Origin of the sequence: Sphingomonas sp. MMS12-HWE2-04, from assembly GCF_044881185.1 — a bacterium.
Lineage (GTDB): Bacteria > Pseudomonadota > Alphaproteobacteria > Sphingomonadales > Sphingomonadaceae > Sphingomonas.
Window position 1 is genome coordinate 1,062,261 of record NZ_CP173254.1, and the last position, 21,058, is coordinate 1,083,318.

A 21,058-nucleotide genomic window follows, 5' to 3' on the forward strand; every position below is an offset into this window, starting at 1 on the left:
ACGAAATTGATCAACGCCGGACGTGCCGCGGACGCAATCGCGCAGGCATTTGTCGACGCGCGCCAGAGCGGTGCCGGGCTGGCCGACTATCCCGGCACGCAGCCGCAATCGCTCGACGAGGCCTATGCGATCCAGGAGCGCGCGATCCGGCTGTTCGGCGGGCGCATCGCCGGCTGGAAGGTCGGGCGCATCCCCGATCCGCTGGTCGAGCGCTACGGCGTGAACCGTCTGGCCGGGCCGATCTTCGCGGGCAGCGTCGTCGAGGCGCCGGGTGGGGAGATCCCCGAGATGCCGATCTTCACCGACGGCTTCGGCGCGGCGGAGGCCGAATATCTGCTGCGCCTCGGCAGCCTGCCCGACCGGTTCGATCGCGCCTGGACCAACGAGGAAGCCGCGCGCTTCGTCGACGATATCCGTATCGGCATCGAAGTCGCCAGCTCGCCTTTCCAGGGGATCAACGAACACGGCCCCGCGGTGACGATCTCCGATTTCGGCAACAATAACGGGCTGGTGATCGGCGCGCCGATCGATCCGGGCGCCGACTTTGCCGACTGGCCGGTGTCGCTGACGATCGACGGCGCGGTCGCCGGCGCGGCGACGGCGCGGGCGATGCTCGACGGGCCGTTCGGCGCGGTGCGCTTCCTGTTCGAGCTTGCTGCCGCGCGCGGGCTGCCGCTGGCGTCGGGCCAATGGGTATCGACCGGCGCGGTAACCGGGGTACATCAGGTGCGCCCCGGCGCGGCGATCGAGGCGAAATTCGGCGATACGATGCGGGTTCAGTGCTCCATAGGCGGCAAACGCCAGGGCTGATCCGGAAACCAATACGGGAGAGCGTTTGATGGCGAGTATCGGGGAGGCTGCAATCTCGGGCGCAGCGGCGCGGGTGGGGCGCTATCGCTGGACGATCTGCGCGCTGTTGTTCGCGGCCACTGCGATCAACTATATCGATCGCCAGATGATCGGGCTGCTCAAGCCCACGATGATGGACGATCCCGCGCTCGGGCTCGACGAGCGCACCTATGCCGACATCGTCGTGTGGTTCCAGGTGGCCTATGCGATCGGCTATCTCGGCTTCGGCAAGGTGGTCGACGCGATCGGTGCGCGGCTCGGCTATGCCGCGGCGGTGGTGATCTGGACGATCGCGCACGTCGCGCATGGCGGCGCGTACAGCGTCACCCAGTTCGCGCTTGCACGCTTTTCGCTGGGGATCGGCGAATTGGGCAACTTCCCCGCCGGCGTGAAATCGGTGACGACCTGGTTCCCGCAAAAGGAACGCGCCTTCGCCGTCGGCATCTTCAACGCCGGCGCCAATGTCGGCGCGATCGCGGCGCCGCTGCTTTGCTTCGCGCTGGTGCCGGTCATCGGCTGGCGGATGACCTTCATCGTCACCGGCATCTTCGGCATCCTCTGGCTGGTCGCCTGGCTGGCGATGTACCGCGACAATCCCGCCAAGCATGCGCGCGTCGGCGCCGCCGAGCTTGCCCATATCACCCAGGATCCCGCCGATCCCGAAGTGAAGACGCCGGGCCTGTGGCTGCGCCTGCTCGCCCAGCGCGAGACCTGGGCGTTCGCGCTGGGCAAGTTCTTCATCGATCCGATCTGGTGGTTCTATCTGTTCTGGCTGCCCGGCTATCTCGGCGCGCAATACGGCCTCGACCTCAAGACCTGGTCGACGCCCGAGGCGGCGCTGGCCTTGGGCGGCATCTATCTGATCTCGGACGCGGGCAGCGTCGCCGGCGGCTGGCTGTCGGGCCGGCTGATGAAGAGCGGCATGAGCGTCAACAAGGCGCGCAAGCTGACCATGCTGATCTGCGCCTTCTTCGTGCTGCCGGTGGTGTTCGCCACCTCGGTGCCCAATCTGTGGGCAAGCGTGCTGATCATCGGCATCGCCGCAGCGGCGCATCAGGGCTTCTCGGCCAACCTCTACACCTTGCCCTCGGACACCTTCCCGCGCTTCGCCGTGGGCGCAGTGATCGGCATCGGCGGCACGCTCGGCGCGATCGGCGGCGCGCTGTTCTCCAAATATTCGGGCGACATCCTCGACCGCGTCGGCAGCTATGCGCCGATGTTCATTGCCGCGGGCGGGGCGTATTTCCTCGCGGTGCTGTCGGTGCATCTGCTGTCGCCACGGCTCGCGCGGGTGGAGAGCTTCCGGCGGACGACGCCCTGGGCGGTGCTCGTCGCGGTGCTCGCCGGGCTGGTCGGGGTGCTGATCTTCCTGGTCTCGGGCAAGAACGTCGCGGGCTGCGTGCCGGTGTGGATGGGGCCGACGACCCCGTGTTTCGCACCGGGCAGCTATTATTCGATGCTTGCGGCGTGCGCGGCGGTTGCGATCCTCGCGATCGTGGTCAACACGCTGCGGCGTGACACCAGTCGCACGGCATAAGGGAATCCTGGCATGACCAAGCCCCTGAAACTCGATCCCGACCGGCTCCTGCCTGCAGAGGAGCGCACCCGCGAAATCGCCCGCGCGCTCTATGCGCAAGTCGCCGGACTGCCGATCGTCAGCCCGCACGGGCACACCGATCCGACCTGGTTCTCGACCAACGCCCATTGGTCGAACGCCACCGAGCTGCTGCTCTCGCCCGATCATTATATCTATCGCATGCTCTATTCGCAGGGCATCGCGCTCGACGATCTTTGCGTACCCAGCAAGGCGGGCATGCCGGGCACCGATCCGCGCACGGCGTGGCGGACCTTCGCCCAGAACGTGCATCTGTTCCGCGGCACACCCTCGGCGATGTGGCTCGGCCATGTCTTTGGTGACGTGTTCGGCTTCGAGGTCGCGCTCGATGGCACCACTGCCGATCTCTATTACGACACGATCAACGAGAAGCTCGCCAGCGACGCGTTCCGCCCCCGCGCGCTGTTCGATCGCTTCGACATCGCCTTCCTCGCCACCACCGAGGGGCCGCAGGACGATCTGTCGCCGCACCACGCGATCCGGGAATCGGGGTGGCAGGGCAGAGTGGTCACCACCTATCGCCCCGATGCAGTGATCGACGTCGAGCACGAGCAGTTCGCCGGCGCGATGAAGATCTTCGCCGAGAAGACCGGCGAGGATGTCTGGTCGTGGGACGGCTATCTCGCCGCGCACCGCAAGCGCCGCGCCGATTTCCGCGCCGCGGGCGCCACCGCGACCGATCACGGCCACGCCACGGCGGCGACCGCCAATCTCGCGCCCGACGAAGCCGAGCGGCTGTTCCGCACGATCCTGTCGGACAGCTGGACCCCGCAGGATGCCGAGCTGTTCCGCGCGCAGATGCTCACCGAAATGGCGGCGATGAGCGTCGAGGACGGGATGGTGATGCAGATCCATCCGGGCAGCTTCCGCAACCACAATGGCGGGTTGTTTGCCAGCCATGGCCGCGACAAGGGCGCCGACATCCCGACGCGCACCGATTATGTCCACGCGCTGAAACCGCTGCTCGACCGCTTCGGCACAAGCACCGATCTCTCGATCATCCTCTTCACGCTCGACGAGACGAGCTATGCGCGCGAGCTTGCCCCGCTCGCCGGCCACTATCCGTGCCTCAAGCTGGGCCCGGCCTGGTGGTTCCATGACAGCCCGGAGGGCATGCGCCGCTTCCGCGAGATGACCACCGAGACGGCGGGCTTCTACAACACCGTCGGCTTCAACGACGATACCCGCGCCTTCCTGTCGATCCCCGCGCGGCACGATGTTGCCCGGCGCGTCGATTGCAGCTTCCTCGCGCGCCTCGTCGCCGAAGGCCGCCTGCTCGACTGGGAAGCCGCCGAGCTCGCGCACGAACTCACCAACGGCCTGGTCCGCAAGGCCTATAAGCTCGACACCCAAGCGCCGGCGCCCGTCGCCGCCGCTGCCTAGCCTTCAAACCAAAAAGGGAAACCCGATGTTCGACCGCACCTATTACGCCACGCACCCCGACATGATGGAGTGCGTCTCCAACGAGGAACTGCGCGATCGCTATCTGATCACGGATCTGTTCCGCGATGGCGAGGTCGTGCTCAACTACACCCATGCCGATCGCATGGTGATCGGCGGCGTCGCCGTTGCCAGCGGATCGGTTGCGCTGCCGGCTCAGACCGAGCCCGCGTCGGCGGCGGGGCACCCGTTCCTCGAGCGTCGTGAGCTTGCGGTGGTCAACATCAGCGGCGTCGAAGGCACCGTGACTGTCGACGGCGAAAGCTTCACGCTGGGCAACAAGGACTGCCTCTATGTGACGATGGGGGCGAAGGACGTGGCCTTTTCGGGCGACGGCGCGCGCTTCTATCTGGTCTCGTGCCCGGCGCATAAGGGCTTCCAGACCCGCAAGCTCGGCATCGCCGACGCCAACCGGCTCGATCGCGGCACGCTGGAGGAATTGAACGAGCGCTCGATCTACCAGCTCGTCATTCCCGGCATCTGCGATAGCGCGCAGCTGGTGATGGGCCTGACCGTGCTCAAGTCCGGCTCGGTCTGGAACACGATGCCGCCCCACATCCATGAGCGCCGCAGCGAGATCTATCTGTATTTCGAGCTCGACGATCTCGAGAAGGACCGCGTCTTCCATTATATGGGCGAGGGCGAGGCCACCCGGCACATCGTGATGGCGAACGAGGAAGCGGTGATCTCGCCGCCCTGGTCGATCCATATGGGCGCGGGCACCAAGGCCTATGCGTTCATCTGGGCGATGGCTGGCGAGAACCAGGACTATACCGACATGAACGTGCTGGACATCTGCCAGCTCCAATAATCGTCACCCCCGCGAAAGCGGGGGCCCATCTCCTGCGGGACGAATTTGGTGCGACGGCGGGAGCTGGGTTCCCGCTTTCGCGGGAATGACGAGGTTAGCATGAATCCCTTCGATTTGAGCGGCAAGGTCGCCGTTATCACAGGCGCCAACACTGGCATCGGCCAGGGCATCGCGCTGGCGCTTGCCGCGGCGGGCGCGGACATCGCCGCAGTCGGCCGCAGCGCCGCCACCGAAACCGTCGAGAGGGCGCGGGCCCTCGGGCGCAAGGCGGAGATCATCTCGGCCGATTTGTCGACGATCGAGCCTGTGGGCAGGATTGTGGACGAAGCTGTGGATAAGCTGGGGACGATCGATATCCTGGTCAACAATGCCGGGATCATCCGCCGCAACGACAGCCTCGACTTCACCGAAGAGGATTGGGACGCGGTGATCGATACCAACCTCAAATCGGTATTCTTCCTGTGCCAGGCTGCGGCGCGCCACATGGTGAACCGCGGCGGCGGCAAGATCATCAACATCGCTTCGATGCTGACCTTCCAGGGCGGCATCCGCGTGCCGAGCTACACCGCGTCCAAGTCCGGAATTGGCGGGCTCACCAAGCTGCTCGCCAATGAATGGGCGGCCAAGGGAATCAACGTCAACGCGATCGCGCCAGGCTATATCGCCACCAACAACACCGCCGCGCTCCAGGCCGACGAGACGCGCAACCGCCAGATCATGGAGCGGATCCCTGCGGGCCGCTGGGGCGGTCCCGAAGACCTGGGCGGTGCCGCGGTGTTCCTCGCCTCGAGCGCGGCCGACTATGTCCAGGGGCATATCCTGGCGGTCGACGGCGGCTGGCTCGCGCGATGACGATCGCATTCTTCGGCGAAGTGATGCTCAGGCTGTCGCCGCCGGGCCGCGAACTGCTGCTCCAGACCAGCAAGTTCGAAGTCAATGTCGGCGGTGCCGAGGCTAATGTCGCGACCGGGCTCGCCTGCCTGGGCCACAAGGTGCGCATGGTGAGCGCGGTCGCCGACAATCCGCTGGGCGGCGCGATCGTGGGCGAACTGCGTCGCCGCGGCGTCGATACCGCGCAGATCGCGCAGGAACCCGGCCGGGTCGGCCTGTATTTCCTCACCCCGGGCGCTGGTCTGCGCGCGTCGGAAGTCGTCTATGATCGCGCCCATTCGGTGTTCGCCGATCGCCCGGCCGAAGCCTGGGATTGGGAGGCCGCGCTCGACGGCGCCACCCGCCTCCATCTCTCCGGCATCACCCCGGCGCTCGGTGCGAATACCGCCGCCGCGGCGATCGCCGCTGCCGAGGCTGCGGGTGCCCGCGGCATCCCGGTATCGTTCGATGGCAATTATCGCGCCAAGCTGTGGGAGGCCTGGGACAGCGATCCGCGCGGCGTGCTCAGCCAGCTGATCGCGCATGCCGACATCCTGTTCGGCAATCATCGCGACGTTGCGCTGCTGCTCGGCAAACCCTTTTCGGGCGACGGCCCCGATCGGCGCCGCGAGGCCGCCGAGGCGGCGTTCGAGGCCTTTCCCAAGCTCCAGCTGATCGCCTCGACCGCGCGCCATGTCGTCGACGCCGACAGCCACCGTATCGCCGCGCGGATCGATGCGCGCGATCGCGGCTATCAGACCGACGAAGTGCTGGTTGCCGGGATCGTCGACCGGATCGGCGCTGGCGATGCCTTTGCCGCCGGCGTGCTGCACGCGCTGCTCGACGGCGGCGATCCCGCGGCTGCGGCGCGGGCGGGCCTCGCGCTTACGGCGCTCAAACATTCTTTACCCGGCGATGCGAGCCTGTTCACGCGCGCCGATCTTGCCGCCTTCGACGAGGGCGGGCTCGATGTCCGCCGTTAGCGGCGTCCGGTATGGCTGAGCTGGGCCGGCGCGCCGTGCTGGGTGCGGGGCTGGCGCTCGCCAGCCTGCCTGCCGCCGCGCGGCTTGCGCCGGCACCTCGCGTCGGCACCGCTGCCGGCGATTTCGAAGGCGATGCGGAAGGCGGCGTCCAGCGGTTCCTCGGCATCCAATATGGCCGCGCCCCGCGCTTCCGCGCGCCGGAACCGATCGCGATGCCGGGCGTGCTGCGGCCGGCGCATAATTTTGGCCCGAGCTGTCCGCAGCGCGGGTCGTATCGGCCGCAGGCGGAGGAGTGCCTGTACCTCAACGTCTGGACGCCCGGCGCGGACCGGGCACGGCGGCCGGTGATGCTCTACATTCACGGCGGCGCCTATTCGAACGGCAGCGTCACCGATCCGCTCAACGACGGCGCCCGGCTCGCCGCCGCCGAGGACGTGGTGGTGGTGACGGTCAACCATCGCTTGAATGCGCTCGGCTATCTCTACCTCGCCCGGCTCGATCCGCGCTTTCCCGACAGCGGCAATCTCGGCCAGCTCGACCTGATCCTTGCGCTGCGTTGGGTGCGCGACAATATTGCCGCGTTCGGCGGCGATCCGTCGCGTGTGATGGTGTTCGGCCAGTCGGGCGGCGGCGCCAAGATCGCGACGTTGATGGGGATGCCCGCGGCGCAGGGGCTGTTTCACGCGGCGGCGACGATGAGCGGCCAGCAGGTCACTGCCTCTGGCCCGCTCAACGCGACGCGGCGGGCGCAGGCCTATCTCGCCGGGCTGGGGGTGCGCGAGGACGAGCTGACCGCGCTGTTCGCCGTGCCGGTGGAGAAGCTGGTCGAGGCGCTCGATACGACCGATCCGATCCTCGGCGGCGGCGTCTATTTCGGCCCGGTGCTCGACATGAAATGGCTGGTCCGCCACCCGTTCTGGCCCGACGCCAATCCGCAGTCGAACGCCGTGCCGATGATCCTCGGCAACACGCGCGACGAGACGCGGGCGTTCATCGATCCCGCTTCGGAGAAGGTGCGCGGGCTCAACTGGGACAATCTCGCCGCGCGGATGGCGCCCGAGCTGCGCATGGACCTCCTGCCCGAATGGGTCGTCGCCGAATATCGCGCGCACTTCCCCGCCGACACGCCCGAGCAGATCTTCTACCGCGCGACCACCGCCGGGCGGAGCTGGCCGGGCCAGGTGATCGAGGCGGACGCGCGCGCGGCGGCGGGGACGACATCGACCTGGGTCTATCAGGTCGACTTCCAGTCGCCGACCAGGCCCGAGCGCGGCGCTCCGCACACGATGGACATCGCGCTCGCCTTCGGCACGCTCGACGCTGCGGGTTCGTTCACCGGCACCGGCCCCGATGCGCAGCGGCTCAGCCGCCAGATGATGGCGGCGTTTGCCTCGCTCGCGCGGACCGGCAGCCCGGTCGTGAAGGGGCTCGCCTGGCCGACCTATACCCTGCCCGATCGCGCCACGATGGTCTTCGACGTTCAGTCCGCCGCGCGCAACGATCCGCGCCGCTGGGAACGCGAGCTCTTCGCCCGCGTCCCCTATATCCAGCCCGGCAGCTAGTTGCCGCTGCGCATCGCAGCATCGCGCGGGCTCAGTTTCTCCTGCACCGGCCCGGTCTGCCCCGGATAGCGGCCCGATTTCGGCTCCATCGTCGCGAGGTCCCATTCGCCCTCGACGAACCTGGCGCGGGTCGGCTTGAACGCCGGATAGGCGCTGACCTGGTTCTCGTCGTCGATGATGTCGCCGCGACCCTCCGCGACGAAGAACAGCACGCGAATGTCGTCGGCGTCGCGGTCCCAGGGGCGGGCGCCCGCGCTGGCGAGCACGCTGGTCTCGACCTCGCCCGAGGGCAGCACGGTCATGCCGGTGGTCGGCGCCAGTGGCTTGGCCGCCTCGATCAGCCGCGCCTTGGTCTCGCCATAGCGGCCGAACGGCGGCAGCGGGTTGCCGTGGCGATCGACTGCGCGATTGTCGCGCCCATAATAGCGCAGATCGCCATCGCCCCCCAGCATCAGGAAGGGCAGGCCCGGATCGGTGTCGTTGCCGGCGCGCATGACATTGCCGATTGCTGTGATTTCCCCTGTGACATAGGGGTGGCCGGCCCATTCGAGCGCCATCAAATTATAGTGTACCGCGCGATGTTTGGGATTGTAGATCAGGTTGTTGACCATCAGCACCTGCGCGCCGCCCTTGACCAGCGGATGCCGCTCGACATTGTGCGCCCAGATATTGCGATAGAAGACGATCCCCGTCGTATTGTCATGCACCAGCGAGCCCTTCGAATGCTCGCCCTTGGGATGGCTGGCATCGGCAAGCCCCTCGGCCGCCAGATTGTTCGAGAAAGTGACGTTGTAGCTGGTGTGCTTGCGCCAGTCCGCCACGCTCGGCCCGCCCTCGAAGCGCGGACCCGAGGCCGACATGTTCTCGTCCACTGCCCAGCTAAAACTGTTGTGATCGAGGATCACGTCGTGCGCCGCCACCGTGGAAAAGGCGTCCGCCTCCCACCCGCTGCGCTTGGGCTGGCCATCCGCCCCGGTGCGCACCCGGATGTGGCGGATGATCACGTCATGCGTCTTCAAATCGATGCCGCCGCGGATGATCGTGATCCCGGGCGACGGCGCGGTCTGCCCGGCGATCGTCAGGAACGGCTCCTTGATCTCGAGCACCGAGCGCTTGAGATCGATCACCCCGCCGACTTCGAACACCACGATCCGCGGCCCCTTGGTCTCCAGCGCCGCCTTGAGCGAGCCCGGGCCATCGGCGTCGAGCGTCGTCACCCGCACGATCTGCCCGCCGCGCCCGCCCGCGGTCTGCGCCGCCGGGCCGACGGCGCCGGGAAAGGCGGTCTGCGCCGCCGCGGGCATCGCGACACAGGCAAGCAGCAGGGCGAACGACAGCGACTTCATGGCAGACCTCTCCTGACGACTCCGGCTATGCCACCGGTTACCAAGGGGTGTAGCGTCCAACCCCGCGCACCTGCAAGCGCCGCGGCACCTGTCCCGATAGCGCCGTTTGCGTTGTCCCGCAGGCCAGACTAGCGTCGCGCGATGCAGAGCACGGGCAAGCCCACCATCAACGATGTCGCCCGGCTTTCCGGCGTTTCCAAAAAGACCGTCAGCCGCGTGATCAACCGATCGCCGCTGCTCAACGCCGACACGCGCGCACGGGTGGAAAAGGTCATCGCCGATCTCGGCTATGTCCCCAATGTCCAGGCGCGCGCGCTGGCGCTGCGCCGCAATTTCCTGCTCGGGCTGATCCACGACAATCCCAACGCGCAGATGGTGATGAACGTCCAGGCGGGCATCCTCGAATCGATCCGCGACACCGAATTCGAGCTGATCGTCCGCCCGATCGACCGCGGCTCGTCGACGATGATCGCCGACGTCCGCAATTTCCTCGAGCGCCAGCGGCTCTACGGCGTGCTGATCCTGCCGCCGGTTTCGGAGAACGAGCAGCTCGCCGATCTCTGCCGCGAGCTCGGCATCCGCTATGTCCGCATGGGATCGACGATGCTCGACACGCCCGAGCACATGGTCGCCTCGAACGACAGCGACGTCGTCACCGAGGCAGTGAACCACCTCATCGCGCTGGGCCATCGCCGGATCGGGCTGATCGCCGGGCCGCACGGCTTCCGCTCGGCGCGTGAGCGCCGCAAGGGCTTCGAGGCCGCGCTGGCCGCCGCCGACATCAAGCTGCCGCGCAGCCTGATCGCCGACGGCACCTACACCTTCGAGAGCGGCCTCGCCGCCGCGGACCGGCTGCTCGACCTGTCGCCGCGCCCCACTGCGATCTTCGCCTCGAACGACGAGATGGCCGCCGCCGCGATGCACGCCGCGCGGCGCCGGGGGATGAGCATCCCCGAGGACCTGTCGATCATCGGCTTCGATGACACCGCGATCGCATCGCACATCTGGCCGCCGCTGACGACGGTGCACTGGCCGATCATCTCGATGGGCCGCTCCGCCGCGCTCAAGCTGCTCGCCGAGTTCTTCGGCGACGACCAGGGCGTGGAGGAGCCGTCGCTATTCCCCTCGACGCTGATCCACCGCGCCTCGGTAGCCCCGCCGCGCGAGGGGTAGAGGAGGGTGCCGGTGGTGATACTATACCGCCGTGCCGTTCGCCCAGCGCCGTCCCCCCTCGGTCTGATCATCGGGCATGGGTGACAGGCCGCATCAAGGCTTTTGGCCCGCAGACCGTGCCTGGTTGAGCGCGAACAAACGGGTGAGGATCTCGTCCTCGTCCAGCAGCCCGGCGCGCCAATCCTCGCCCCAGCCATAAGCATCGGCCACCGCCACATCGAGCGCGGCGTGCGCGTTCGTCAGCCATTGCGGGCGGGCATTGTAGAGATTGGTGAGCGTGCGCTTCTTCAGCTCCTTCGCCGCCGCCTCGTCCTTGGGCAGGATGCGATCGGGATAGCCGGGCACCACCTCGGGCTCGCGCACCACCAGATCGGCGGGGTTGAGCCAGTTCTCGCGCAGCTCGTTCAGCCGCGCGGCGGCAGCAGCGATCTCCTGGGCGTGGGGATCGTCGGCATAGGCTGCGGCGGGGACGTCGGGGGTCATGCCCTCGGGAAAGGGGAAGGTTTCGAAGGTGGTCGAGGGGGTGTAGCGGGGATCATTGCCAACGCCGAGGAACGTGCCCATGCGCAGCGACCAGAGTTCGTGGAAGCGCGAGTGGAGGATGCCGAAGCTGGTGTCGTCGTCGCGGGCGATGGCAACCACCGCAGAATCAGGTAATGTCGATGGAGCGGCCCATATGAACGAGCGAAACTTCGCCACGCGGGGTGTCAGAATAATCCGCTCTCTGTTGGCGGTGGCGATCATGAGATCGCTTCCAGAGCGGCCAAGCCGCCACCAATGAGTCCGGCGCCAATCATCATTGTTCTGATCGCGCATTGGTTTGACCGTTTTCCGGATGTGCTCGAATGGAGCTTCATACAAGGCCGCTTCAGCTTGAGACCGCTCACCAAAGTTTATAATCCAGCGATCCGACTTCCTGCGAGCGATGTCGCTGCCGTTTATCAGTGGAAACACGATTTCGCCGTTACCGCGACCGTTTGGGTTCAACGGGTTCAAAAGCCAAGCGCGCGCGATTTGACCTTCGACGTCAAACGGTCCCACCTTGACAGGGCCTTGGAAGGCAAAGCTCCGGTTTTCCCGAAGTCGCTTTGCTTGCGTCAGATCGCCACCGCCGTTTCGGGCGGACAGGTCAGCGTTGATAACTTCAGTGCGTGCGCCGTCCAAGCGACTGCTCTCGTGTCCATCTCGCTCGAAACAAACCAGCGATACCCGCACCGCTGCACCATCGACGGTCCACCCTACGTCGCTCCACGCCTCGAAAATCCGTCCATGATCGACGATCGGCTTCAACACCTCTCGGTTCGAGCCGCCCCTGATCGAGTTGGTCGACACCAATCCCGCGCGCCGCAAACGCCCATCGGTCATCATAGACCACGCCATCGCGAACCAGTAGCAAACGAGATCGACACCGCCGGGCACTCCCGGCCAAGCCTTGCGCAAGGCGAGGGTGTAATCCTCGCCAAGCTCGCCGATCATCTTCTTGTTGCCTAAGAAAGGCGGGTTCCCCACCACCACGTCCGCCGCGGGCCATTCCGCCCGCGTGCCATCCGCGTTCAGCACAGCATCCCGGCACTCGATCGTATCCAGCGGGCGCAGGACGGGATTAGTAGCGGCAGGGAATCCGTTGCGGCGCATCCACTGGATCTCGCCGATCCACACGCTCACCCGCGCCAGTTCGGCCGCATAGGGATTGAGCTCGATTCCCAGCACGTTCTCCGGTCCGAGAGCGGGGACTGCCTTGTCGAGGCCTAGCGTCTCAGCATCGATGTTTACCCGATGCTCAATGTCCTTGAGTGCCTTGAGAGCAACATAGAGGAAGTTGCCCGACCCACAGGCTGGATCAAGGACGCGGAACTCCTTCAATCGAACAAGAAAAGCGTTCCGCAGCCTCTCCGCTTCGCGGTAGGCTACCTCCTCGGCACGCCGTGCTGCGGCAAAGACCTTGCGGGCTTCGCTTTGTGTTTTTGGAACACGAGCCTTGGCTTCAGCCACTTTGGCCATAGCAAGCGCGATTTTTTCGCGGACCGCGGCCCATTCGGCTTCCAGAGGCTCGATGATCACCGGGCTGACGATCATCATGATCTTGTCACGATCGGTGTAATGCGCGCCAAGCTGGCTGCGCTTGGCGGGGTCCAGCCCGCGTTCGAACAGCGTGCCCAGGATCGATGGGTCGATCTGCGACCAGTCGCGCCGGGCGGCGGCGAGCAGCTGGTCGATATCCTCGCCGTCGACCGGGAGCACGCTGTTGTCGGTAAACAGCCCGCCGTTGAACCAGTCGATCGGGGTGAAATCGATGTCGCCGCCGGTCGCCATCGCGCCGAACAGCTTGGCGGCATTGCCTTCGAACCGTTCGGGCCGCGCCTTGCTGGCGCTCAGCATCTTGGTGAACAGATGATCGGGAAGCAGCCCGACATCCTCGGCGAACATGCAGAAGACGAGCTGGTTTACGAAATGGGCTACGCGATGCGGCTCGTGCCCGCGGTCGCGCAGCCGCTGGGCGATGGCCACGAATGCGCGCGCAGTTTCCTCGGTCAGTTCCTGGCGCGACTTGGCCGGCTTGAACTGTTCGGGTTCGAGGAACGCCGCCTTGAGCCGATCGCGCACTGCGCCATCGGTCAGGTCTTCCAGCGCGATCTCGTGGGTTTCCTGGACGCTGTTGGTCCAGTTGGTGCGGATCACGATCCGGTTCATGTCCGAAGTGATCAGCAGCGGCGGGTTTTCGAGCGCCACCGAATATTGGAGGAGCTGGCTGTACGCCTTGTCGAGATTGGCGTGACGGCCCTTATATTCCCAGCCGAAGCATTCGCGCCGCCACACATCGGCCCAGCCATTGCCGCCGCTCGTCTTGTTGGCGCCCTTTTCGAACGTGAACCATTCGCCTTTCGGGTCGGCCGAGACCGGATCGTCGATGCCAAGGAGCGCGCACAAATCGTTGAAATGGCTCTGCGAGGCAGAACGCTCCTTCAATTCGACATTGCGCCATTTTTTCAGGAATTCATGCGGTGTCATGCGGCCCGACAGTCCTTCTGGGGCGATGAACCGAGCTTCCCCTGAACCTTAGTAGCTGCTCCATCCGGCAGGGCAATCGGGTTGAACGCTGGCGCGTGCGTGCCGCCGGCGGTGCTGACGTGACGCGCAGTCTGGGCGTTGCGCCTTTGCCCCAGCGTGCAACAAACCGGACTTCGCCGCTTATGACACCGGTTGACATAAGCGCGACTCAGCGGAATGATGGCGGGCAACAAGCGCGTGAAAGCGCGCGCGCCAAGCGGACGATACGATCCGCATAAGGGCGTTGGGGGAGGGGCTTCGCGGGCGGCTGTTGCTGCTTTTTCGCGCCGGTTCGCTATATCCCCTGATCCTCCGGCGTGCGCCTTCTTCGCCTTGCAGATGCCATGGGCTTGGGGGAGGACCTTGATGTTGCAGAAGAATTCGCTCGCCGCGCTGCGCGCCACCTCGGCGCTCGGCGCACTCGGCCTGGCGCTGCTGCTGACGCCGGCGCACGCGCAGACGCTGCCCGGCGTCGCGGCGGCGGCCGCCGACGATGCCGCCGTGCCGCCGGCGCCGCAGGATGCCGAACCGCAGGCGGGGGCGCCGCAGTCCGGCACGAACGACGATATCGTTGTCACCGGTTTCCGCGCCTCGCTGCAGAACTCGCTCAACATCAAGCGCAACTCGAACCAGATCGTCGACGCGATCACGGCGGAGGACATCGCCGAGTTTCCCGACGCCAATCTGGCCGAATTGATCCAGCGGCTGCCGGGCGTGTCGATCGATCGCGACAATGGCGAGGGCCGCACGATCACGGTGCGCGGGCTGGGCGGCGATTTCCAGGCGGTGCGCCTCAACGGCGCCGATGCGCAGAATGTCGCGGGCGGCAACCAGTCCGATGCCGGCGCCAATCGCTCGCGCGGGTTCGACTTCAACACCTTCGCCTCCGAACTGTTCGGCGGGATCAAGGTGACCAAATCGACCGCGGCGGAGAATGACGAGGGGTCGCTGGGCGCGATCATCGATCTCACCACCGGGCGCCCGCTCGCCAACAAGGGCAATCGCTTCGCGCTGGGCGCCGAGGGCGAATATCGCGAGAACGGCAAGAGCTGGAACCCGCGCTTCACCGGGCTCGCCTCGGTCAAGCTCACCGATACGTTCGGGGTGCTGGTCTCGGGGGCGTATCAGAAGCAGGAACAGCAGATCGATTCGTACAAGCGCGGGATCGGCGCGTTCGAATATGCCTATCGCAATTCGCAGCTGCTGGGCGTCACGCCGCCGACCTATGGCTTTGCGCGGCCGGGGGGCACGGGCGCGACCTTCGGCTCCGATCCGGCGGCCTATGCGCTGGTCGGGCCGACGACGATCATCCCGACGCTGCCCTCGGTCGGGCGCCAGTTCCTCGATTACGAGCGGCTGGGGTTCACCGCGACGGCGCAGTGGCGGCCGAACCCGGGGACCGAGATCATCCTCGACGGGGTCTATTCGAAATACGATCAGGACAGCAATTCGACCGGGATCACCACGATCGGGCTCAACCGCAACGGCACCAATGCGCGCGCGGCGCAGACCGGCTCGGCGGGGCTGCGGCCGGTGGGCAACGCCAATTATTTCGCCGATCGCGTCGCGCTCTATCCCAATTGCGTGCCGAGCGCGGTGATCGACTGCAATGGCGATGCGGCGGGGACGGGGGTCGGCGGGACGCCGCTGGCGGGCTATTTCAACAGCCAGAATCCGAACAATCTCAATCCGTTCGATTATTACAACAATCCCGCCTCGCCGGGCTATGTCGCCACCGCGAACGGGACGGGCTTCTACAACGAGCTGATCGGGCGGCCGAACACGCAGATCCGCGCGGCGCACGTCAACGATGCCAACCAGGCCGATTATCTGGTGCTCGACAATGTCGACTGGCGCAGTTTCGCGGACTCGCAATATGGCACCACCGAGTTCAAGCAGGTGACGCTGAACGTCCATCAGGACCTGGCCGACGGGCTGTTCGTCGATGCCACCGGCGGCTGGTCGAAATCCGAATTCCGCGCCTATGGCCTGCTCGCCGAGTTCAACACGCTCGACCGCGACGGCTATGTCTTCGACGATCGCGACGGCGGCAAGATGCCGGTGTTCAACCCCGGCTTCGACGTGGCGAACCCGCAGAACTGGACGCTGGTCAAGGGCCTGTCGACGATCCGCTATTTCAACAATACGGTCGAGAACGAGTTCAAGGTGGCGCGGGTGAACTTCACTTATGAGGCGCTGCCCGAAATGGCGCTGAAGTTCGGCTTTACCGCCAAGCAGTTCGATTATGCCGGCGATCAGGGGCGGCGCAACCAGTCGATCGAGGCGATCAACCCGACGCTGGCCGAGGCCAAGCTGGCGATCACCGATCTGGGCCAGACGATCGGCTTCGGCCAGGGGCTCAACGTCACGCCGGGCACGCCGACCAGCTATTATGCGCCCGATCTCACCAAGTTCATCAACCAGTTCGGCATCGACTGCAATTGCGTCAACAAATGGGGCGATTACCGCGCGATCGTCGACGGGCGCCAGCGCGCCGCGGTGGGCGAGCGCGATCTCTCGGGCTATTTCCAGGTCGATTACGATACCACCCTGTTCGGCCGTTCGCTGCGCGGCAATGTCGGGCTGCGCATCGCCAATACCAGCGTCTCGGGATCGGGCAATGTCGGCGGCGCGGACGGCGTCGCAGGGCTGCCGGTGACCGCGAAGAACGAATATTGGGACTGGCTGCCCGCGATGAACCTCAATTACGAGGTCGCCGACGGGCTGCTGATCCGCTTCGCCGCGTCGAAGGTGATGTCGCGACCACAGCTCGCGGCGCTGACTCCGGGCACCACCTCGTTCGCCAGCGGGCTCAACACCGCGGGTGCCGCCCCGGCGGTGACGGTGGGCAATCCCTATCTGAGCCCGTTCCGCGCGACCAATCTCGACCTCAGCTTCGAGAAATATTTCGCGCATAACGGGCTGGTCGCGGTCAATCTGTTCAAGAAGACGATCGACAGCTTCCCGCAGCAGATCGCGCTGGAAGCGCCGCTGTCGAGCGTGTTCGAGCCGGCGGTGTACAACCAGGTCGTCGCATCGATGACGAGCCCGCAGCTCCAGGCCTATACAAGGGCCGGCGGGGTCTGGGCGATCCGCCAGTTCGCCGATGCGCCGGGCGGCGACATCAAAGGGATCGAAGTCAACCTGCAGACCGATTTCTATTTCCTGCCCGCGCCGTTCGACAAGTTCGGCGTCACCGCCAACTATACCCACATCGATTCGAACCTGAGCTATCTGACCGGGACGGTGCTCAACACCACTCAGACCGGCGCGAGCTCGACCGCGCAGAACACCTATGCAGACGGGCCGTTCCTCAACACCTCGCCCGACGCGTTCAACGCCACGCTCTATTACGAGAACAGCCTGTGGTCGGCGCGCGTATCGGGGGCGTACCGCACCCGCTACGTCAATCGCTTCCCGCTCGCGAGCGGCACCTGCTCGGTGGGTACGACGACCAACGCCGGCGCCGCGTGCAATTCGCCGGTGGTTGCCGATTTCGGCTATAACGAGAACACGCTCAACATCGATGTCGCGTTCGCCTGGAACGTCACCGATTTCGCCAAGCTGACGCTCGAGGCGCGCAACCTGACCAACGATCCGCAATATCGCACGATGTATGGCGCGAACCCTGTGACGCAGACCTATGCGAGCACAGGGCGGATCGTCACGGGCGGCATTCGCGTGATCTTCTGAGCCAGGTCCGGTCCCTTCCGACGGGAGGGGCCGGACAGGCTTGTGCCGCAACCACCCGCGACGCGCACTGAGTTGTGCGGATCTGCCAATTACTCCGACTAGATATCCCGGATGCCTAGAGAGTATGCCAAGTAGCGCGCAGTCATCGTTGCGCGAGTTTGTCCGACTAGACAAGTTGGTGCTGCAAAGCGTGGCTTTCGCGCAACATCGCACAGCAAATTTTACTTCCGCGTTACCTCGCTGTTTTGACTAGATTTTTTGCGCTTCGAACGCCGTTGACAACGTTAGACAGTATGTTAGCGTTACCAACAGGTGCAGGATCGTCTGCGCCTAGAACAGAAATGTGATCGGCAGCCTCAGAGATCTGCCGGAGCAGGAGGGGATATGACCAATTTAAAGCTCGCGCCGGCGCTTGCGCGCTCGGCTTCCGCACTCGCACTCGCCGCAGGTTTCCTGATGCCGGCAATGGCATATGCACAGGATAGCGCAGCACCCGAGGCGGCGACGCCCGCATCGCAGGACGAGACCACAGGCGACGACATCGTCGTCACCGGCATCCGCGCCAGCCTCGAACGCTCGATCGCGATCAAGCGTGAATCATCGGGCGTCGTCGATGCGATCTCGGCCGAGGATATCGGCAAGTTCCCCGACACCAACCTGGCGGAATCGCTCCAGCGTATCCCGGGCGTGTCGATCAACCGCACCAACGGCGAAGGCTCGCTGGTGACCGTGCGCGGCTTCGGCCCGACCTACAATCTGGTCACGTTGAACGGCCGCCAGCTGGCGACTTCGAACGTGTCCGTGGTTGGCGGCGACCAGAATGCCGACGGCGCCCAGGGGACCAGCCGCTCGTTCGACTTCTCCAACCTCGCCACCGAAGGCGTGCGCACACTCGAGGTCTACAAGACCGGCCGCGCGGCCGTCCCCTCGGGCGGTATCGGCGCGACAATCAACGTCGTCACCCGCCGCCCGCTCGACGGCCGCGAAACCGGGCTCAGCGGGAGCATCGGCGCGAAGGCGGTGTACGACACCAGCGTCAACGACTGCATCGATTGCGGCTCGAAGGTCACGCCGGAATTCTCGGGCGTGGTGAGCTGGAGCGATCCCGAGCAACGCTTCGGCGTCTCGCTGTTCGGCAGCTACCAGAAGCGCAACTACACCTCGATCGCGGCGACCTCCAACGACTGGAACATCGTCCCGTACAGCACCTTCCTGACCGGCGGCTTCGTACGCAATACGCCCGCCACGGTGGTGGGTGATCCGCCGATCCCGCAGATTTGCGCGGGGAGCACTCCGGCGGCCAACTGCACGGTCATCAACAACGCGCCGACCAATCCCAACCAGTTGGTCGCGATTCCGAACGACAGCCGCTATCACTATGCCGAGGGTACGCGCAAGCGCATCAACGGCCAGGCAGTGATCCAGTTCAAGCCGACCGACGCGCTGACGCTGACTGCCGATGCACTCTATGCGCAGAACAAGCAGAAAGAGACGCGTTCGGACTTGTCGAACTGGTTCAGCCGGCCGTTCGACGTCGTCACTTTCGATGGCAACCCGACGGTCTCGACGGCGCAATATCTGCACGAGACGATCAACGGCCAGAAGGACGAGGGCTTCGAAGCCCAGTCGCGCGCGCAGAAGGGGCAGCTTCAGGACTATGGCCTGAACGCAAAGTGGGAGCTCGCCGAGAACTTCTCGCTCAACCTCGACGGGCACTGGTCTAAATCGTCGAGCAAGCCCGATAATCCCAACGGCGTCACCTCGACGCTGGTCGGCATGGGCGCCAATGTCGTGGCAGCGCATTCGGTCGACTACAGCAACGGCATCCCCCAGCAGGACATCACGCTGGGCGCCAGCGGCCCGCTCGACGTCAACGATGTCGGCTCGCAGGTCGGGCGCACCTATCGCTCGACGCAGGACCAGACCGTCAAGGAACTCCGCGCCGATTTCGGCTGGGATCGGGCGAGGGCAGCCGCTTCGACTTCGGTGGCAATTACCGCAAGGCGGACATGCACCAGACCTTCGTCGCCACCCAGCAGACGCTGGGCGACTGGGGCATCACCAGCCCCGGCGACGTCGAGCGGCTCGCGCCGGGCGCACTCCAGGCGTTCTGCCTCGAATGCAAGTTCAGCCAGTATAATCCGGGCGGCGATCCGGAATCGCAGCTGGCCTATCGCGGCAATGCATCGAACATCTACTCGATCCTGTCGCCTTATTATGCCAGCCAGGGCAAGGCCGTGGGCATCACCAGCAACCAGGACAACCGGGTCAAGGAAGAGATCTGGGCGGCGTATGGGCAGCTGACCTGGAAGGGCCAGCTCGGCGGTGCCGATGCGCGCATGGTCGCGGGTCTCCGCTACGAACATACCAAGTCGCGGACGACCTCGCTCGAGGCGATCCCCGGCGCGATCAACTGGGTCTCGGACAACGACTTCACCGTTGTGATCTCGAACGCGACGCAGGTGGTCGACGACGGCCACAGCTATGACCAGATCCTGCCATCGATCGACTTCCAGGTGGAGATGGCCCGGAATCTGATCGGTCGCCTTTCGTACAGCAAGACGATCGCGCGCCCCAACTACAACAATCTCTACACCGCCACGACCGTCGGCGGCCCGCCGCGGCCGATCTACAATGGTGGCATCGCGACGGCGAGTGTCGGCAATGCCCGGCTGTCGCCGCTGATCTCGGACAATTTCGACGCGTCGCTGGAATGGTATTTCAAGCCCGACAGCTATGTCTCGGTCGCGTTCTTCGACAAGCGGGTGCATAACTTCATCGGCAACGGCCAGACCAACACCAGCTTGTTCGGCCTGCGCGATCCGAGTTCCGGCGCGTCCGGCCGCTCGGCAGATGCCAGGACCGCGCTGCAGGGGCTTGGTGCGGGCACCAGCGACGTCAATTTGTTCGTGATGACTGCGCTCATTCAGGCACGCGGCTCGGTCGCGGCAGCCACGGCGGAGTTCAGCGCGAACTACAATACGGCGACCGGGTCGCTCAGCGACGCCTATGTCCAGTCCATCAACAATACGCTGGACGTGTCCGGGAACGCCGCCGATCCGCTGTATCAGTTCCAGCTGTCGCGGCCGATCAACAACAAGGATGCCGAGATCTACGGTGTCGAGCTGGCCGGCCAGTATTTCCTCGGAAATTCGGGCTTCGGCGTGGCTGCGCAATACACGCTGGTGCGCGGTGACGTGGGCTTCAACAACGGGGCGAGCCCGGGCGAGGACCAGTTCGCGTTGCTCGGCCTCTCGGACACGATCAGCGGCACGCTGATCTACGAGAAGAACGGGCTTTCGGCGCGGGTCGCCTATAACTGGCGCGACAAGTTCCTTTCGGGGATCAATCGGCAGGGATCGCGCAATCCGGAGTTCACCGCGCCATTTGGCCAGCTGGACGCCACGATCAGCTATGAGATCACGCCGAACATCGCGATCACGCTCGAAGGCATCAACCTCACCGAGGAGAGCGTGCGGACCTACGCTCGCGATGAGAAGCAGCTCTGGTACGCGCAGGAACTCGATCGGCGGTTCCTGCTCGGCGCGCGCTTCAAGTTCTGACGTTCGCGGAATCGTTAAAGGGGGAGAGGGGCCGTTGCGCAAGCAGCGGCCCTTTTCTCGTGATTGAGGCGGCGGAGGGTTTCCGCCATGGTGGCGCCAGGATGA

General features: G+C 65.5%; 10 protein-coding genes and 2 pseudogenes. 10 read left to right on the forward strand and 2 right to left on the reverse strand.

Features of this window, described 5'->3' with window-relative positions:
- Nucleotides 1-9: 9 nt before the first annotated feature.
- From AB2M62_RS04835 to AB2M62_RS04865, 7 genes and pseudogenes are all read left to right on the forward strand, one after another.
- Entirely contained in the window at nt 10-810 is an 801-nt protein-coding gene (locus AB2M62_RS04835) for a 2-keto-4-pentenoate hydratase (RefSeq protein WP_404339807.1), read from the forward strand.
- A gap of 28 nt (nt 811-838) precedes the next feature.
- Nucleotides 839-2,146: pseudogene (locus tag AB2M62_RS04840) on the forward strand (MFS transporter); the annotation flags it as partial.
- 252 nt (nt 2,147-2,398) lie between these two features.
- On the forward strand, nt 2,399-3,847 hold the full coding sequence (uxaC, locus tag AB2M62_RS04845; protein ID WP_404338240.1) for a glucuronate isomerase: 1,449 nt from the start codon (nt 2,399-2,401) through the stop codon (nt 3,845-3,847).
- Nucleotides 3,848-3,872: 25 nt separating this feature from the next.
- Complete coding sequence (kduI, locus tag AB2M62_RS04850) at nt 3,873-4,715, forward strand: 5-dehydro-4-deoxy-D-glucuronate isomerase (RefSeq protein ID WP_404338241.1); 843 nt, start codon at nt 3,873-3,875, stop codon at nt 4,713-4,715.
- A 99-nt stretch (nt 4,716-4,814) separates the two neighbouring features.
- Complete coding sequence (gene kduD / locus AB2M62_RS04855; protein ID WP_404338242.1) at nt 4,815-5,567, forward strand: 2-dehydro-3-deoxy-D-gluconate 5-dehydrogenase KduD; 753 nt, start codon at nt 4,815-4,817, stop codon at nt 5,565-5,567.
- Complete coding sequence (locus AB2M62_RS04860) at nt 5,564-6,568, forward strand: PfkB family carbohydrate kinase (RefSeq protein WP_404338243.1); 1,005 nt, start codon at nt 5,564-5,566, stop codon at nt 6,566-6,568. The genes kduD and AB2M62_RS04860 overlap by 4 nt, the downstream gene beginning before the upstream one ends.
- Nucleotides 6,569-6,579: 11 nt before the next feature.
- The gene (locus tag AB2M62_RS04865; protein ID WP_404338244.1) at nt 6,580-8,130 is read left to right on the forward strand and encodes a carboxylesterase/lipase family protein; all 1,551 of its coding nucleotides are present in this window, start codon (nt 6,580-6,582) and stop codon (nt 8,128-8,130) included.
- Here AB2M62_RS04865 and AB2M62_RS04870 read toward each other — a convergent pair.
- The gene (locus AB2M62_RS04870; protein ID WP_404338245.1) at nt 8,127-9,476 is read right to left on the reverse strand and encodes a polysaccharide lyase family 1 protein; all 1,350 of its coding nucleotides are present in this window, start codon (nt 9,474-9,476) and stop codon (nt 8,127-8,129) included. The genes AB2M62_RS04865 and AB2M62_RS04870 overlap by 4 nt on opposite strands.
- A 141-nt stretch (nt 9,477-9,617) precedes the next feature.
- Between AB2M62_RS04870 and AB2M62_RS04875 the strand changes: the two genes are divergently transcribed.
- A complete protein-coding gene (locus AB2M62_RS04875) occupies nt 9,618-10,649 on the forward strand; it encodes a LacI family DNA-binding transcriptional regulator (protein ID WP_404338246.1) in 1,032 nt (343 codons plus the stop codon).
- A 93-nt stretch (nt 10,650-10,742) separates the two neighbouring features.
- Here the strand turns inward: AB2M62_RS04875 and AB2M62_RS04880 are convergent, their stop codons facing one another.
- Nucleotides 10,743-13,658, reverse strand: coding sequence for a class I SAM-dependent DNA methyltransferase (locus AB2M62_RS04880; RefSeq protein WP_404338247.1), 2,916 nt, complete (start codon nt 13,656-13,658; stop codon nt 10,743-10,745).
- 405 nt (nt 13,659-14,063) lie between these two features.
- Between AB2M62_RS04880 and AB2M62_RS04885 the strand changes: the two genes are divergently transcribed.
- Both AB2M62_RS04885 and AB2M62_RS04890 read left to right on the forward strand, forming a co-directional pair.
- Nucleotides 14,064-17,390, forward strand: a complete 3,327-nt coding sequence (locus tag AB2M62_RS04885) for a TonB-dependent receptor domain-containing protein (RefSeq protein WP_404338248.1) — start codon at nt 14,064-14,066, stop codon at nt 17,388-17,390.
- Nucleotides 17,391-17,855: 465 nt separating this feature from the next.
- A pseudogene (locus AB2M62_RS04890) lies at nt 17,856-20,953 on the forward strand (TonB-dependent receptor).
- The last annotated feature ends 105 nt before the right edge of the window (nt 20,954-21,058 follow it).

Bases quoted from the DNA above. Each gene is read 5' to 3' on its own strand.
- AB2M62_RS04875 (WP_404338246.1), top strand. From the start codon at position 9,618: ATGCAGAGCACGGGCAAGCCCACCATCAACGATGTCGCCCGGCTTTCC.
- AB2M62_RS04880 (WP_404338247.1), bottom strand. From the start codon at position 13,658: ATGACACCGCATGAATTCCTGAAAAAATGGCGCAATGTCGAATTGAAG.
- AB2M62_RS04885 (WP_404338248.1), top strand. From the start codon at position 14,064: ATGTTGCAGAAGAATTCGCTCGCCGCGCTGCGCGCCACCTCGGCGCTC.
- kduD (WP_404338242.1), top strand. From the start codon at position 4,815: ATGAATCCCTTCGATTTGAGCGGCAAGGTCGCCGTTATCACAGGCGCC.
- uxaC (WP_404338240.1), top strand. From the start codon at position 2,399: ATGACCAAGCCCCTGAAACTCGATCCCGACCGGCTCCTGCCTGCAGAG.
- AB2M62_RS04860 (WP_404338243.1), top strand. From the start codon at position 5,564: ATGACGATCGCATTCTTCGGCGAAGTGATGCTCAGGCTGTCGCCGCCG.
- AB2M62_RS04865 (WP_404338244.1), top strand. From the start codon at position 6,580: ATGGCTGAGCTGGGCCGGCGCGCCGTGCTGGGTGCGGGGCTGGCGCTC.
- kduI (WP_404338241.1), top strand. From the start codon at position 3,873: ATGTTCGACCGCACCTATTACGCCACGCACCCCGACATGATGGAGTGC.
- AB2M62_RS04870 (WP_404338245.1), bottom strand. From the start codon at position 9,476: ATGAAGTCGCTGTCGTTCGCCCTGCTGCTTGCCTGTGTCGCGATGCCC.